This is a genomic window from Bradyrhizobium sp. Pha-3 (assembly GCF_042258615.1).
Taxonomy (GTDB): Bacteria; Pseudomonadota; Alphaproteobacteria; order Rhizobiales; family Xanthobacteraceae; genus Bradyrhizobium.
Genome location: NZ_CP170152.1, coordinates 6016649 through 6031711, shown reverse-complemented (window position 1 = coordinate 6031711; position 15063 = coordinate 6016649). Strand labels below are relative to the sequence as shown.

The window sequence follows — 15063 nt, the reverse complement described above, 5'->3', positions numbered from 1 at the left end:
GTGTAGCGGCTCCCTCAGAGGCAAACAATGCGCCTTCCGGCGCACGCAGGTGGACAAGTCTGCCCGCGATCAAGACGCGTCGGGATCGCGTCCGCTGAAGCGCCTCAGAGAAACTCGCGAAGCCTGGAGAGCTCGATCACGTGCTCGGGCGACAGCACATCCGGCACGAGCGGAGGCTGCGGCGTGGTCCGGATCTCGTAGAGATGCCGGGTCTTCTCGGGCTTGCCCATGAAGTCCCGAATGCACTGGTCGAGCGTTCCGTTGACGATCATATAGGGCGCGCGATCCTCTCGCCTGGAGTTGCCGAGAGAAGGCCATTTGTAAAGCGAGGCCGCAGCCTGGAAGTCCACCTGATGAGAGTGGTCGGTCATTCCTTGATCTCTACCCGAAAAAGCCTGTTCGTCAAACAACGCCGGCTCATGAGCGAGCTGGCGCAGCGGGACGCGAGAGCGGCGCGTAATCGCGCTCGTCTTCGGCAAAGAATGCCCGTGGACGTCGAGCGACCTGCCAACCGCCTCGCGGTGATTTCCTTCGACAGCAACCGGCAGCCCGCATCGACGCTTGGCGCGACAGCGCGCGCCCAACGTTCGCCGGGAAACCGCCGGCGCCGGCGGCCATTCCTGGTCGACGGGACTTGAGTTTGTTCTTGTTTTGTTCTTTTAATTGTTGTAGCGTCCAAGGACGAGCAATCTTGGTCAGGTCAGGGATGAACGGGTTGAGATGGCAGCCGCAGCCACCATCCTTCACGCCGACCTGGATGCGTTTTACGCGTCGGTCGAGCAGCTGCTTGAGCCGTCGCTGCAAGGCAAGCCGATCGCCGTCGGAGGCGGGGTCGTGCTTGCCGCGTCCTATGAGGCCAAGGCGTTCGGGGTGTACGGCGGCATGTCGGGACGGGAAGCTCGCCGGCTCTGCCCGCACCTCATTTTCGTCGGCGGCCACTTCAGCGACTACCAAAGACTGGGTGACGCAGCCATCAAGGTGATCGGCGACTTCACGCCGCTCGTCGAGCGCATTTCGATCGACGAGGCTTTTGCCGACGTTGCCGGCTGCACCCATCTGTTCGGAACGCCCGCCGAGATAGCCGCGGCGATCCGACGGCGCGTGCGCACAGAGCTCGGCCTTGCGATCTCGGTGGGCGTCGCGCGCACCAAGCATCTGGCGAAGATCGCCTCGCAGGTCGCAAAGCCCGATGGGCTCGTCGTCGTCGATCCCGACGCGGAACTCGGATTCCTGCACGAACTGCCGGTTGAATTGATGTGGGGAGTAGGGCCGGTCACCAGGACACGGCTGGACGCGATCGGCGTCTCGACGATCGGTCAACTCGCCAGGTTGTCGGAGCGCTCGCTGACGCGGCTGCTCGGTCCGGCGGCGGGCGAAAAACTCGCAGCGCTGGCCTGGAATCGCGATCCGCGACAGCTCACGCCGCATCGGCGCGCGCGATCGGCAGGAGCACAATCGGCGCTTGGCCGAAAGCCCGCGATCGAGCAGGTCATTCGGCCGACGCTGCTTCATCTCGCCGACCGGGTCGCCACGCGGCTTCGGGCGAAATCCCGGCCTGGACGAACCGTGACGGTGCGCGTTCGCTTCGCCGACCTGAAATCGGTGACGCGCTCGATGACGCTCGATGCGCCCGTGTGCACGACAGTGATCCTCGCCACGCTCGCCGAGAATCTGGTGCGCGCGACGCTTGCTGACCACCCGAGCGAGAAGTTCATTTCGCTGCTGGCAATCTCGGTGTCGCATCTCGAGGAGCATTGGGATCTTGCGCTCGAGCTTCCGCTCGGACTGGCCGATCAGGCGCTTCGCCCTGGAAGTCCGATCGGGATGGCCCGCTGGGCCGCGGACTGTGCCATCGACAAGGTCCGCGATCGTTTTGGCTGGGATGCGATCGGATACGGTTCGGCAGCGCTGGAGGTCGTTCGTTCGGTGCCCGACGACTTCCGCAAGCTGGCCGAGAAGGACCTCTAGCTCCTCGCCGATTCACCCTCCTGTCATTGTATTAAGAAAACGCAATCTGGAATCGCGGGCTTGTGAGTGGTGGCTTGGCGCGCCCGGTCTATCCTGTGCACGCGGAGGATGGCCATGAAATTCAGCTCCGAACTGATCCAGACGATGCGCGACGCGCTAGACACCGTGATGGCAAGCGTGCCCGCCGACCAATCCGTGTTCGGTCTCAAGGCGGCCGTTGCCGAATCCATCTTGCGGGCGGCGGCGCACGGACAGACGTCGTTCGATGGGCTCGTGGCGTCCGCATCCAATCAACTTCAATCGATCATCTCGATGCTGAGCTAGCAGGCCAGATCGCGTCCAAGCGTCATTGACGGCTCCCCTGCAGCTTCGTTGGACGCCTACGATGAACCAATGCCTTCCCTGGCGATCCTGGTCAGGGCTTCGTATCCGGATGGCGTCAGGTGCAGGAGATCGCTCTTGTAATTGGCGCACGGCGTTGTTCGTCCGCATGCGATGTTGGAGGCGTCGATCGTTCTGATTCCGAGTTCCCGGCTTCTTCTGCTGAGCTCGGCATTGACAGAACCAATGTTCTCGGCCGCACCCTTCATCTGGTCGCCGCGCGGAAGAATCTGGATGGAGAAGATCTTGCCGTTCGGCCAAAGCGACCTGATCTCCTCAAACAGCTTTTGATAGGATTCCATCACGCCGCACGGCTTGTCGAGATAGATGTTGTTGGTTCCGACCAGCACGACGATGGACTTTGGCTTGATCTTTCGCAGCCGCTCGCGTTCGTGTTCGATGAACCAGAGCGTGTTCTGAATCCTGTCGCGTCCGACGCCGAGGTTGGCTACCGGCCCGGCGCCGAGCGAGGCAGATAGTTCCCTCGGCCACGCCTCAACCAGCGAGTCGCCAAGCAACACCGTCGAGACATCGCCGGACAGGCCCGACACATTTCTCTCATATTTGCGCAGGGCATCGGCATTGTCCGGCATCGCGGCCGTTACGGCGAATTGCGTGTCAGTCTTGTCGCATGCGACTCTCGAACTTTGCGCACGTCCCGCCGATGGTAGACAGAGCGCCGCAACAATTGATAACGTCGCCGCGACATAGACGATTGACGCGGTGTTGCGGAGTTCTCCATCGTGCGTTTTCGATGTCATTGCGCGGTTCCATCTGAGGGCAGTCAATCTGATGTCGCTGAGCATTTCGATCCTGGGACAGTCAAACAGCATCCTGAAGGCAGGCTTTTTCCAGAAATTTCTGGACGCCGATGACACGATTGAAGTGAAGTCATCAGGAAGGATCGGTGCATCTCCATCCTTGCTTGGTCCGTACTTCGCCCAGGGCGATTTCTTCAAAGGCTCGGAGTTTTGCATCGTCGATACGTGCGTGATCGATTTTTCGCTGCTTTCCGCCAATGCGATCGACTATTACGATGTTGTGAAGTGGGTCGAGTGGATCGGGCATTCCGCCAAACGCGCCAATTGCGAGCCGGTTTTTGTTTGCATACCGGTGAGCGACATCAACGCATCAAGAACGATCATCTCCGCCTGCATCTCCGTCTGCCAAAAGCAGGACTGGTACTACCTTGATGTAAGGGACGTCATCGCCGCCGCCGCCAAGTCCAAGAACGTAGACGCGAAGGAACTCTACGCAGACGGCAGTCATCCGGCCGAGTTCTTGTCGGGCGTGATAGCGACGCACCTTGGCAATTTCTTGACTAAGATAAGGACGGCCGAGACGGCAAAGTGCAAACGTACGTTTGCATTCACGGCTTACGACCGCGTGCCGCTCAAAGATCAAATAGCGGGCACACCGGTCGAGCATTCGTCGAGGCTGATCGCGTTCTCGGGTGTCCGGCTGGAACGCGGCGAGACGTATCCGGTCCACATCGGGTCGGATTCATCCATCCGCGGCCTCATGGTGAACTCGGCAGCCTGCAAGAGCGTGCTGTCGATCGAGGGGGACAGAACTTTCCACAAGAACCTGCGTCTCAAGCCCTATCACCCGACAAACTTCGAGGCGCGGCTCATTCCGATCTGCAGGCCAATTCGAGACCATCAGGGAATGGTCAGGCTGTCGCTGACAGACCAGGATGTCTCCATGAGCGACGTTACGCTGCACAGTTCGAAGGACGGGAACGGCGAAGGCTTCATCGAAGTTGCCGATCTCGTCGTCGAGCGAGGATACGACCTGGTGACCTACACGACCACACGGCCCGCCGATCCGGCTTCCATCAAATGGATGCCTGATTGACAGGGCGGTTTGATAAGTCGGTCGACCGAGTGACGTTGGTCAAGAAGGTATCGGCTCCCCAATTGGCGTGCACCATGCGTCCGCCGGGAGGCTCGTTGGCGTAGCAACCGGTCGATCTGAAGCGAATTTCCTTGCTGCTCCGCCATCCGCATTCGTAGGCCGCCTCAGGCGAAGAGGGCAGTGGAAGACGCTTGGCAGCCCCTGGCACGAGGCGGGCGCTTGCTAGCAGTTTCCGCAGCCAGCCCGCGTCCTGCATACTCCCGTAATATTCCGCGCTTCAACCGATTGATGACTTGCCGCCCTGTTAGACGCCCGCTTCGAAAGTCGATGGATAAGTCAGCCCGCGCTTTGGCTGACAATGTCCCTCCGCTGTAAAATCACGCCGATTCGAGGGGGTGATTCATATGACATTCCAAGCCGTCCACCTTGGCGATGACGTTAGGTTGATGGCCTACACGTTCGAGGCCGCAAGGGCCGGCCGCCGGCGCGTGTGGTGGCGACAATGACGCCAGGCTATTGGGAATTCCGCTCCAAGGGCGGCACATTTCGCATCGTGCCACTGAACGGGCGATTTCACTTCTTCTTCGGAGAGGAGGATTTTGGATCCTATCACTCGGCAATGGCCGCGCTCGATCTCCTCGGAGGTTATTCCCATTATCCGTCGGCCCGCGGCCTACCGTTTGAAGTTCCTGAGTGGACGTTTGTTAGAACGGGATGAAGACGGTCACGGCTACGATCTTCTCGATTATTCGCATGCGCATTGAGCAGACGAGCGACGATCCCGTGAAATGCTATGGCGTCGGGCTCGAAATATCGTGTCTCGGCGGCGCCTGTCGCCGGGGCGGCTGAACCCCGGCAGGCGACGATCGGGCAGCCATCGCGCGCCCGAACGACACGAGCGCGCGCAGCAGAACCACGGCACAGGGCCCCATTTGTTTTATTGAATTACCAGGGTGGGAGCCGTACTTTGCCGGGATAGTCCTTGGCCTGGCATCGGAACCCTGCCAGATAACGGTTTCCAGCCGGGCCGCGCGCCGTCCGTGCATGCTAACGGAAGCGCCGGAAGAACACGCCGGACGGACGAAGAGTTTCCGTTCTGGGTTATGGAACGGATCGGTGGGGATTTTTCAACGGTGGCTCAGTCCGTTCGCCTTGCTTGATAAAACGCTCTCGAACGTGAGGCGTGCAACATCGTCATACGCCTGCGGTCCCGGTTGATGATCACTGAGCCAGCAAAGCCGCTCACTAATGCCCCCTGCAATCCCGGTGAACCTAAGCGCCGAGCCGCTTTCCTGCTTGCCCAAGTTGCAGTACGCTACCGCTTTCCCATTTCCGGGATTTCAATTGCCCGCTGAGACGCGACAATCGAAGCCTTTGGGTTCTGCTCTCGGTCCGATCACATTTTGTTTGTTACGGAGCAACAAATGGGCGCCACGCTGGACGACAAGGTTGCGGACGGGCGGCCCACGAGCTTGGAGGAGCAGCTTTCGAACTTTGCGCGCGAAGCGGGAGTCAAGCCCTCGAGTCCGCCGAACAACATGAAAGTGCTTGGTGCGCTGCCGGCAACGATTCATCGATTGGCAGATTGGCGCTACGCAGCGTCTGTCGGCTTCGTGTTGCTGGCATCCATTGGTGGCGCTGCTTGGTGGTGGTCCTCCGCAGGTACGCCGGCCGTACTCTCCCCAAAACCCTCACCTCTGGCACAAGTCCCGCCGAAAGACATTGCGCCGAATGTCGTCGCGCTTTCTCTCGACTTCGCACAGCAGCTCCAACCGATGGCACGCGATCTCGCCGCCTTAAGGCAGGCGGTCGAACAACTGCAACTGAGGCAAGAACAGCTGGCCCGCGACAATGAAAGCGCGGCAAGCCAACTCAAGGCAAGTCAGGTAGAAATAGCGCGCAACAACGATGTCATCGACCAGATCAAGGCTGCCCAGATTCAGATGGCGCAGGAAGGCAAGACGATGACCGAGCGGCTCAACGCAAGCCAGGAACAGCTGGCCAGTCTGATCGCTAACGCTTCGGCGCCAAAGGCTGAGCCTGAAGAGCCTAAGCAGACGTTAGACCAACCACAGGCATCCCCCGAGATACCACTGCCGCGCCCGCGGCGGCCTACCAATGTCACCCAGACGCCCAAGCGGGCGCCGAATGCGGCGCGCCCGCAAGCCAACAAGCCGCAACCGTCGGCATGGCCGTGGTCAGTGCGCTAATCTGCGCAGCCTCCTTCATGACAAGCAATATGGATAAGCCGCTGGCGCCGCGACTGCGGCCCCTTGAACCTGATCTCAATGAGTGATCTTGGAATTGGCGGTGAGCGTCAATTGGGACAGCGCCCGCAGGCGGTTGCCAGTGCGTAATCCATCTGACGTGGGACGCTAGCCCGCAGCCTTCATTCTGATCACGTCGCGCGCATGGCGCATCGCGAGCGCTCTTCGTTGGCATCGACGCTCCCTACGTAAAGTCGAAGAGACGGCTCCAGACGAGTGACGAGAGGCTTCGTCACCCGCGCGATACCTCGGACTGGCGAGTGACATCGCGTGGAACCCGCAGAGTGGAAGGCCGAGCTGCGAGAACTGTCTGGCTCTGCGTCATGCAAAGCGCAACGTCGGAGATCTGCTACTTCAAGGTCGTTGCAATACTACACGCCGCCGCATGGTTCCGCGGAAACGGGGTGTATCGGCATGGCCCTTGCTGTCTAGGCGATACTGGGAATTTCAGTGTCCCAGTTCAGGAATAAACCGTCCCCGGCTGTGTATTTTTGAGACCGGCGGACTTACCGATTGGGAGGCATCGTTGAACTTCACCGCGCGTGTACAGGCTAGATTCCTCGTTCGGAAGGGAAGCACTGACTGGATGGTTTATGATCGAGAACTCAAGCGGCCGGCGCAGCTCGAAAGAGGAGGCCGCTTTGCCGAGAAGCTGACGAAGGAGCAGGCCGAACACATAAAGCAGGTGTTGACTGACGCTCTGCCGACACCTGCGAGCAATGCTCGGGATCGACTGCATCGCGAAGCGTCGGTGAAACAGACCACGAACAAATGACGCCTGTGTTACCTAGTAAGGTATATGAACAGAATGAGACATTGGGGAACGAGGCGAGGCAAAACGGCGGCACCTTCGTGGAATAAAGTTAGGCCCCTGCGGAATTCGACTGTGATTGCTGAGCGTTAAGGACGGCCATTGCTTTGTGAGCCTTTAGAACAAGCCGGGAACTTCCCGAGAGCCTGTTCTTCATGTCCATGCTGCCGCCGGGCGCTGCGGTCAAAAATCAGCGTGATGCCATGGTCTTGCGGAGGAAGTAACCCATTCACACAATCTCCGACGTGCCATTTACGAGGCCATTCGTCCTTAGCCTCTGGATCGCCAACTGTTCTTCAGTGAGGCGCCTTTCAACGAATTCCCTCTCTTGTTCGGTTAGGTTGCCCTTGAGCAATCGGCGATAGCGCTGGACATTGTTCCCGTAGACTTTCAGGCGCATCAACTGCTCGTCGGTCATCTTCGTCTCCATGCGAGACCGGCAATAGGCAGACAGCCGGCCGTTCCCAACAAAATTGCAGAGAGCCGGGAAAAATCTCGCCACTGTCTCTGCGCCGCTTCAATGATTTCGGTTGTGACTTTGCGCAACCTTTCCTGGCAGTGTGGAAGACGACGATGCGCACCGAATGGCTTCCCTGCACGGCTCCGGAGCAGCGTCTCGCGATGTGTACTCGCATCATCACCGGTATCGCGCGAGGCGCGACCTATCCAGGACCATAAGGCCTCCCGCAATTACAAAATCGAGGCCTTGCTCCGCATCTTGCGAACGATCGAAGGCGCGCAACGCACGATTTGCTCTCGCTGCAATCAAGCGAGTGTAGATTAGTTACCCTTCTTTGCAGAGAGATGGCCGGAGATTCCGAGGTATTCCGTCGAGCTGCCGCGGAGCCATCCGGAGTCACGATCCGTTTCGAACGACGGCCATCCCGGCGGTCAGACGGTGTTCCTGGCGCGCGCTGACGCGCCGGTCAATCGTTCCTCGTTGCTGCGTCAGGTCAGGGTGGGCAGTGCGCATAATCCGGAAGGGTTAGGCGGGCTCCTCCAAGGGGAAATAGCGCGCGAGGGCGAACTGCACGAAACTACGATGAAAATCCGGATCGGCGAAGACAGGGCTCCATGGGAAAATAAATGCAGCAGTGCCACGAACCGCAAACGGCGGATTGCCGTGCTCGTGCTCGCGGTGCTGGTGCTCACGAAACCATCCGCTCCTTAAAAAGGGGGCCAACGTCGCACAATGTTACAGCGATCTCGGTCAGAAGGTGAGAATCGAGGTGGTCACATTGGGAGCGGGGCCTCAATCCGGATCATAGGCGTCGCGCCGAGGGTAGGGCACTTAACGCCGCACCTCGATAGATCGTGTCGCCAAACGAAGGGTGATTGCGGATGGACCGCACGGTTCTCCTCGACAATGAAGTAGGCACCGCCTCCGACATCGCAGGCGCGCCGCCGCGACGCCTGCTCTGTGTTGCACAGCCTGTTCTCCTGTGGTCGACGACCTTCGCTTTGCTCGCAACCGCGTGGACACCCGAAACAACACGGGCCTCGCCCGATCCGCTGCGTCTCGCGGCGGATGCGCAGCAAACGATAGCTCTTCGCATTGTCAATTCGGCGGCCGCGGCGGAGGACGGCAATTCCAAAGCTACGCCGCGGGACGAACGCGGCACCGAGCGGCCGATGCTGATCGTACAGGGAGCGCGCGACCAGAGCGCGCCTCCCTCGGACCAGGAGCCCGATTGGGGTGGGAGCCTGTCCTGCGAGCTCTCCACTGCAAGGCTTGATATTGGCTTGTTGCAACGCATCGAGCACGAGCGTGAGCGGGCAGAGAAGTTGGAGCAGGGTCTCGCCGCGGCTCGACGCGACCTCGAAGTCCAGACTGCCTTGACCAACAAGGCCGTCGAAGACGCTGCCCGGGTGAAACAAGCCGCGCAGGGTTCCGCGGGGGGGCAGGACGCGTTGCAGCAAGCGCGCGACAGGGCAGGAAGGCTCGAACAAGATCTCGCGGCGGCGCGACACGATGTCGAGACCCAGACCGCGCTGGTGGCACAGGCAGGCGAGGAAGTTTCACGGCTGAAGGCCGAGACAAGGCAACCGCCTGCAGGGGCCGGAGTGTCGGCGAGCGGCCTTTCTTTGGCGCGGAGCGCAATCCGGGCCTACGAAGCTCAAGCCCGTGCTGCTGGAGGAGAACTGGCCGAACTCGGACAGGCTACTGCGAGCGATGCCGGGTCGCTTCGCTACCCGGAACAGTTCGCACGTCTTGAGCAGGATCTCGCCGTCGCGCGAGGGGAGCTGGAGACACAGACTTCAATTGCGGCGAAAGCGAGCGAGGAGGCGTCCAGCCTCAGGCAGTCGGGGGAGAGAAACGCAGCCGACTTGCAGCAGGAACGCGAGCAATCTGCGCGGCTGGAGCGGGATCTTGCCGAGGCGAGACGTGATCTGGATATCCAAACCGCAAAGGCAACGAAGGCGGGCGATGAAGCGGCCCGCCTGAAGACGGTGGGAGAGAGCGGTGCAGCAAAGCTGGAAGTATCCCTGCAGCAGGAACGCGACCGATCTGCGCGGCTAGATGGGGATCTCGCGGCGACGCGGCGTGATCTGGAGACTCAGACTGCGCTTGCGGCGAAGGCAGCCGAAGAAGCCTCCCGGCTGAAAGCCGCAGGGGCGAGCGGAACGCCGGACCTGCAAAAGGAAGATGAGCGGTCCGCGCAGCTGGAGCAGGATCTTGCGGCGGCGCGACGTGATCTGGCGGCCCAAACTGCGCTGGCGGCAAAGGCGGGCGAGGAAGTCTCGCGTCAGAAGCTGTCGGCGGAAGCAGTGGTTGTCGATCTGAGGCAATCGCGCGCGAAGGCCGACGCGCTTGCGCAGGAGCTTTCCCAGGCACGCAGCTCGATCTACGCTTATGAGGCACAGGCCCTCAAGGCTGGAGAAGAAGTGGCGGAGCTCCGGCGGGCGGCCGAACGCGGCGCGGATTCAGCTCAGAAAACCTCACCCGTTGAACCTGGACAATTGGCCCGGCTGGAGCAGGATCTTGCGGCGGCTCGCAGTGATGCCGAGGCCCAGGCCGCACTGGCGGCGAAAGCAAGCGATGAAGCAGCCCGACTGAAACGGGAGAGGGAGAACAGCGCGGCAGAGTCGCAGAACCAGCTGCAGGCGGCGCGTCAGCGGGCTGACAGGCTGGAGCAGGATCTGGTGGCGGCGCGGCGTGATGCCGAAAGCAAGACTGCGCTGGTGACGCAAGCAGGCGACGAAACCACACGGCTGCAGGTAGTGGTCAAGAGCGCCGCCGCGGACCTGCAAAAGGAGCGCGAACGATCCGCGCGGCTGGAGCAGGATTTGGCGGCGGTGCGACGTGATGTCGAGAGTAGGACCGCGCTGGTGACGCAGGCAGGCGAGCAAGCATCCCGACTGCAAGCAGCGGGCAAGAGCGCGGCTGCGGACCTGCAAAAGGAACGCGAGCGGTCCGCACAGCTGGAGCAGGATCTGACGACGGCGCGGCGCGATGTCGAGTCCAAGACTGCACTGGCGGCCAAAGCGGCCGAGGATTTGTCCCGGCTGACATCGGCGGGGAAGAGCGCTGCGGCGGATTTGCAAAAGGAGCGTGAGCGGTCCGCACGCATGGAACAGGATCTGGCAGCAGTGCGTCGCGAAAATGAGGTCCAGACGGCGAGGGCCGCAAAGGCAAACGAGGAAGTCCTGCTGCAGAGGACAGCAACAGAAGCCGATGCTGCCGAGTTGAAGCAATTGCGCGGCGAAAGCGCCGGCGTGAAGGCACAGAACTTCTTCCTGTCGCGGAGCGCGATCCATGCCTATGAGGCCCAGGGCCGCAAAGGGCTCGGCGCTGCGTCAGACGTCGTGACGACCGGTTCGCGGGGCCCAGACAAGTCCGGTTACATCGGAGTGGCTGCCGATCCGATCGCCGAGCAGGCACCCCTGGCACCCGCTCGCGCTGTTGTTCAGCCCGCTTCCGAGCATGTTGCGGAAGCGGCAGGGTTGGTGGCGCGTGCCAGTTCCCTGCTTCGGCAGGGCGACGTAGGTGCGGCGCGGCTTGTACTTGAGCGCGCCGTCGAGATGGGCAGTGCCCAGGCGAGCTTTGCGCTGGCAGAAACCTACGATCCGCTGGTTCTGGCGAAATGGGGAACTTACGGCACGCGCAGCGATGCGAGCAGAGCGAAGGCCCTGTATGCCAGGGCCGATGCAGCAGGAATCAAGGAGGCGAAAGCTCGGTTGGACGCGCTGCATCGCTAACATTTCCGGACACGCGCCGTCCCAAGCCCCTCAGCTCGCAACCGTGACCGATCGGGCCGACCTCATCATCTGATACCGACTGAAGGCGGATCAGCTTCCGTCACCGCAGTTCGCCCGGCCGCCGGTGACGGGCCTAGACCGCTTAGCTTTCGGGAAGGTGCGTCCGGAAGATCCTGGTATCGCAAGGATACCTCGACCGTGTCGCCTGGTTGCAACTCGGTATCTTCGCTTGCGACAATCTGTTCCGGCCCGTTCTTACCCTTCCTGACGATGGTAATGTCGGGCTTGCTTCCGCTTCCTCGCACGAGCTGTGATCGTACCATCGCGGTGTACTGAATCTTCTCACCTACGGCCTGCAGTCTCTCGCGAACCTGGTTAAGCCTCAAGCTCGTGTCCTGCAGCTCACGCAGCAGGTCAAGTCGCCGCTGATCATCGAGCTTCGTCAGCCTTCTGGAGAGCTCATCCTGCTGCTTCTTGACCTGCAGCAGCTGCGCAGAGGTCTGCAACTTCCTGGTTGACGACAGCAGAACCGCTCGCCGCGCATCTGTAACGCGCGGGCTGGTCAGGGTGCCTCTGGCGAACATATCTTGCGCCTTTTGCAGCTCTTCCTGGTCCGACTGAAATCCCTCTTCCTCCCGCTTTTGCTGCTCGGACAGCACGCGCACTTCATCGTCACCCTGCCGAACACCGCGCTGGAGGAACTCCTTCTCCTGCTGATAGTCACGCTGCTTCGCCCTCAAATACTCGGTTTCCGCATTGAAGATCTCTGAAATCGCCGATCGAGCTATCGGCGCCTCCTTCTCAGCGTTTGGAGCGATCTGGGTTGCCTCTCCGAGTTCCATCTTGATACGCCAAGAGCGCGCCTGCTCTTTGGCGAATTCTGTCCAAAGCGATCCGTACTCGGCTCTCAGGTCCGCCAGATCGAGATACGGATTGTTCATTCTCACATGCATGATGTCGTAACCGCTCGCCAGCGCGATGAGTTGACGTGCGGTGATCGACGGAAGGTAAGGATACTGGCCCGGCTTCGAGACATCGCCATTGATGTATACTGGCCTGTAGTCCGCCACGGTTGCAGTGATTTCATCTGCATCTATCACGATGACGCTTTCACGCCCATCCGGACTTCTCTGTCGAAACACCTTGTTCGCCAGTGCAGCGCCGACCTTGGCTCGGATCTGCGGCAAGCTCAGGCCCGCTACCTGAAGCACTCCGACGAGCGGCAATGATATGTTACCGTCCGTCTGGACGGCTGCACGAGATCGCAACTCCGGGACGCCCGCCGCCGCGACCTCCAGCACATCTCCGGCATTGACGAGATACTCGGCTTTCGCTTGTGCCACCGAAATCGCTAAGGCCACGGCGGCCAAGCCCCATTTGGTGTAACCGCCGAGGTCGTTGCCCAGGATACTGAGCCTGAAACGCTTGCGCGGAGCGGAGTTCGGCATGACGGCAACTTTCTCTATGACGCGGTCACCAGGATGAAACCCTCGGATTCTGTTGGCGTGCCAACACGTCAACATCGCTGACGCTCGGGTAACCATCGAGACCGACGATCGGCAAAGCCGAGGTTCGTTCCCACATCTGCAGGGAAGCAGGACGTCCCGCCTACATTTTCGATTGATCGGCCCTGTTGATCGTCAATTCGAAGTTGCATCAGACCCATGGCGATGTGCGAGCGAGCGGATCGCCACTCGAATTTAGTCCGGTCGTGCCGCGGCTCAATGGACCATCGTAATTACCCATTTATTGCCTTTCCCAACCTGTGACCCGGAATGTACTGATTCAGTAGGAAATGAGCGATTGGGCCGTAGAGTGCCATGAACGATGCGTTCTTCACCGGTTTGCCGGCCTCCGCCAACCTCCCGGCGCATCTGGTCCATGGCAGCCAGGTGAATCCAGCAGGTACCCTCAGGCCGGGTAATGGCCTCACTGGCCATGACTGCTGCCGAATTCGTCACCAGCGTGATTTCGGCTCGTTTCGTGGCCGTCGTCTATCACAGGTTGATACGGTGACCACTCGCCGGTTTTGGCCAGCTACCCTCGTCTCAAGAGGTGCACGAATGCCTATTGATGTGACTCAGCCGGCCGCACCTTCCGCTAACCTTGCTTCGTACAGTGAGCTCCCTTGCGCTGTTTGACCTGGCTGCCGCAACGGAGCTCCAATTATCAGCGCTGGTATGAAAATGTTACAGAATACAACGGATAGTTGGATGAACCGGGACGATCCGCCGCCGCCGGAATTTCATCCTGCGTCGGTCATTTCCCTGCGAGCGGTGGTTGCTTTCATAAGGCGACGCCTGTTGACCATATCACTGGTGTGTTGCGCAGCGCTTGGCGTTGCCATGGTCTACCTCATCATGGCGGTTCCCACTTTTATTTCCAAGGCGCAACTGATCGTAGATTCGAAAGCGACCCCCGGCGACGTTGCAGCAGTCGCAACGATTGTCGAGAGTCAGATCGGAATCATCAGGTCCGAGAGCATCGCCAGTGCCGTGATCGAGAAGCTCGGTCTTGCGCAGGATCCGGAATTTGCGGGCGGCCAGGGTAGTAGCATGCTGTCCGTATCGCGTCTGCTCGGCTGGAGTAGGCCGGAAGGCAAAGGTAGCGCCATGCGCTACGCCGTGGAATCCTTCGGACAAAGGCTTACCGCCAAGCGTGTCGGCCCGACTTACCTTGTCGAACTCACCTTCAGTTCCAAAGACCCTGATCGAGCAGCGCAGATTCTGAACGCCGTTGCAGAAAAGTATATTACTCATCAAATGGATCAGGGTGGCTCGTTGCAAGATGAGACGTGGGTCCGGGATCGACTGAATGGCTTGAGCAGCCAAGCGTCAGCTGCGCAAGCGGCACTCGAGGACTTCAGCAGAAACAAGAAGGATGCGCCGGATTACGCTGCCAACATGGATAAGTTGGCAGCCGCTGCGGAGTCCGCCAAAAGCGCTTATGACAATTTTCGTCATATGCTGCGCAGGCTGGAGGCTACGCGACAACAGTCCTCGCCGGTGTTTGCTGCGAGTCTGATTACTCAGGCCTTGCCTCCCCTGAGGGCCGCTTCGCCAAAGCCTAAGAATGTGCTCGCAATAGCGCTCCTTGGCGGGCTGCTTCTCGGCCTCGCCGCCGCCGTGCTGCAGGATCTGATGGATGGTCATATGCACTTCGCTGCGTGGGACGTCTTGCGCGGACACGATGATAGAGCGGAGTGGCCCGTCTCGGACACAGTCCGGCCGGATCATCAACCTGACGGATCGACAAAGACGAGGCCGGTACGCCTTACAGGTTCGGGATGAGGGCGGATCTGCCATTTCTGGCAATGCGTGGGATGCATTGTGTTGGACGGCGGACGGGCAGGCGCCATCGGATGATCAGTATCGGGCACGATGGCGCCTTGGCCGCATCCCAGTGGCAACGATTGAGGCGATGGTGGCCGGGTCATCTGGATGGCCGCCGGAATTCGCGTTGGGAAGACGTCACGCTTGTGGCTGGGATGAAGACAGGGTGCGGATTCGACGCGGTGTGGCCATGTCGATAGAACCGCTCAGGCTCGCTCGAGGTGAGATTCAGGGGCTTGGGAGCCGC

13 protein-coding genes are annotated in these 15063 nt (G+C 60.5%); 9 read left to right on the top strand and 4 right to left on the bottom strand.

The annotated features are described in order from the left end of the window. Positions 1 to 104: 104 nt before the first annotated feature. Positions 105 to 371, bottom strand: a complete 267-nt coding sequence (locus ACE10Z_RS28675; protein ID WP_375783757.1) for a hypothetical protein — start codon at positions 369 to 371, stop codon at positions 105 to 107. Between the two features lie 349 nt (positions 372 to 720). On the opposite strand from ACE10Z_RS28675, the gene dinB reads away from it, so the two are divergent. Further along, a complete protein-coding gene (dinB, locus tag ACE10Z_RS28670; RefSeq protein ID WP_375783756.1) occupies positions 721 to 1968 on the top strand; it encodes a DNA polymerase IV in 1248 nt (415 codons plus the stop codon). A gap of 114 nt (positions 1969 to 2082) precedes the next feature. Further along, a complete protein-coding gene (locus ACE10Z_RS28665) occupies positions 2083 to 2292 on the top strand; it encodes a hypothetical protein (protein WP_375789945.1) in 210 nt (69 codons plus the stop codon). Positions 2293 to 2348: 56 nt separating this feature from the next. Here ACE10Z_RS28665 and ACE10Z_RS28660 read toward each other — a convergent pair whose 3' ends face one another. After that, the gene (locus ACE10Z_RS28660) at positions 2349 to 3155 is read right to left on the bottom strand and encodes a GDSL-type esterase/lipase family protein (RefSeq protein WP_375783755.1); all 807 of its coding nucleotides are present in this window, start codon (positions 3153 to 3155) and stop codon (positions 2349 to 2351) included. Between ACE10Z_RS28660 and ACE10Z_RS28655 the strand changes: the two genes are divergently transcribed. From ACE10Z_RS28655 to ACE10Z_RS28640, 4 genes are all read left to right on the top strand, one after another. Further along, complete coding sequence (locus ACE10Z_RS28655) at positions 3142 to 4206, top strand: hypothetical protein (protein WP_375783754.1); 1065 nt, start codon at positions 3142 to 3144, stop codon at positions 4204 to 4206. The genes ACE10Z_RS28660 and ACE10Z_RS28655 overlap by 14 nt on opposite strands. 502 nt (positions 4207 to 4708) lie before the next feature. After that, positions 4709 to 4924, top strand: coding sequence for a hypothetical protein (locus ACE10Z_RS28650; protein WP_375783753.1), 216 nt, complete (start codon positions 4709 to 4711; stop codon positions 4922 to 4924). Between the two features lie 706 nt (positions 4925 to 5630). Further along, positions 5631 to 6416, top strand: coding sequence for a hypothetical protein (locus ACE10Z_RS28645; RefSeq protein ID WP_375783752.1), 786 nt, complete (start codon positions 5631 to 5633; stop codon positions 6414 to 6416). Positions 6417 to 6999: 583 nt separating this feature from the next. After that, positions 7000 to 7248: a hypothetical protein gene (locus ACE10Z_RS28640; RefSeq protein ID WP_375783751.1), complete on the top strand. Its 249-nt coding sequence runs from the start codon at positions 7000 to 7002 to the stop codon at positions 7246 to 7248. A 265-nt stretch (positions 7249 to 7513) separates the two neighbouring features. Here ACE10Z_RS28640 and ACE10Z_RS28635 read toward each other — a convergent pair whose 3' ends face one another. Continuing rightward, a complete protein-coding gene (locus ACE10Z_RS28635) occupies positions 7514 to 7702 on the bottom strand; it encodes a hypothetical protein (protein ID WP_375783750.1) in 189 nt (62 codons plus the stop codon). 480 nt (positions 7703 to 8182) lie between these two features. Here ACE10Z_RS28635 and ACE10Z_RS28630 point away from each other — a divergent pair, with 480 nt between their 5' ends. Further along, positions 8183 to 8455 (top strand): hypothetical protein, encoded by a 273-nt coding sequence (locus ACE10Z_RS28630; protein ID WP_375783749.1) that lies wholly within the window; start codon positions 8183 to 8185, stop codon positions 8453 to 8455. Positions 8456 to 8625: 170 nt separating this feature from the next. After that, entirely contained in the window at positions 8626 to 11484 is a 2859-nt protein-coding gene (locus ACE10Z_RS28625) for a hypothetical protein (protein ID WP_375783748.1), read from the top strand. A 65-nt stretch (positions 11485 to 11549) separates the two neighbouring features. Here the strand turns inward: ACE10Z_RS28625 and ACE10Z_RS28620 are convergent, their stop codons facing one another. Continuing rightward, a complete protein-coding gene (locus tag ACE10Z_RS28620) occupies positions 11550 to 12932 on the bottom strand; it encodes a polysaccharide biosynthesis/export family protein (protein ID WP_375783747.1) in 1383 nt (460 codons plus the stop codon). A gap of 765 nt (positions 12933 to 13697) precedes the next feature. On the opposite strand from ACE10Z_RS28620, the gene ACE10Z_RS28615 reads away from it, so the two are divergent. Then, entirely contained in the window at positions 13698 to 14774 is a 1077-nt protein-coding gene (locus ACE10Z_RS28615) for a Wzz/FepE/Etk N-terminal domain-containing protein (RefSeq protein ID WP_375783746.1), read from the top strand. The last annotated feature ends 289 nt before the right edge of the window (positions 14775 to 15063 follow it).

What these genes read in the sequence shown, in the direction of transcription:
- ACE10Z_RS28675 (WP_375783757.1), bottom strand. Translation starts at nt 371, where the DNA reads ATGACCGACCACTCTCATCAGGTGGACTTCCAGGCTGCGGCCTCGCTT.
- dinB (WP_375783756.1), top strand. Translation starts at nt 721, where the DNA reads ATGGCAGCCGCAGCCACCATCCTTCACGCCGACCTGGATGCGTTTTAC.
- ACE10Z_RS28665 (WP_375789945.1), top strand. Translation starts at nt 2,083, where the DNA reads ATGAAATTCAGCTCCGAACTGATCCAGACGATGCGCGACGCGCTAGAC.
- ACE10Z_RS28655 (WP_375783754.1), top strand. Translation starts at nt 3,142, where the DNA reads ATGTCGCTGAGCATTTCGATCCTGGGACAGTCAAACAGCATCCTGAAG.
- ACE10Z_RS28660 (WP_375783755.1), bottom strand. Translation starts at nt 3,155, where the DNA reads ATGCTCAGCGACATCAGATTGACTGCCCTCAGATGGAACCGCGCAATG.
- ACE10Z_RS28650 (WP_375783753.1), top strand. Translation starts at nt 4,709, where the DNA reads ATGACGCCAGGCTATTGGGAATTCCGCTCCAAGGGCGGCACATTTCGC.
- ACE10Z_RS28645 (WP_375783752.1), top strand. Translation starts at nt 5,631, where the DNA reads ATGGGCGCCACGCTGGACGACAAGGTTGCGGACGGGCGGCCCACGAGC.
- ACE10Z_RS28635 (WP_375783750.1), bottom strand. Translation starts at nt 7,702, where the DNA reads ATGACCGACGAGCAGTTGATGCGCCTGAAAGTCTACGGGAACAATGTC.
- ACE10Z_RS28625 (WP_375783748.1), top strand. Translation starts at nt 8,626, where the DNA reads ATGGACCGCACGGTTCTCCTCGACAATGAAGTAGGCACCGCCTCCGAC.
- ACE10Z_RS28620 (WP_375783747.1), bottom strand. Translation starts at nt 12,932, where the DNA reads ATGCCGAACTCCGCTCCGCGCAAGCGTTTCAGGCTCAGTATCCTGGGC.
- ACE10Z_RS28615 (WP_375783746.1), top strand. Translation starts at nt 13,698, where the DNA reads ATGAACCGGGACGATCCGCCGCCGCCGGAATTTCATCCTGCGTCGGTC.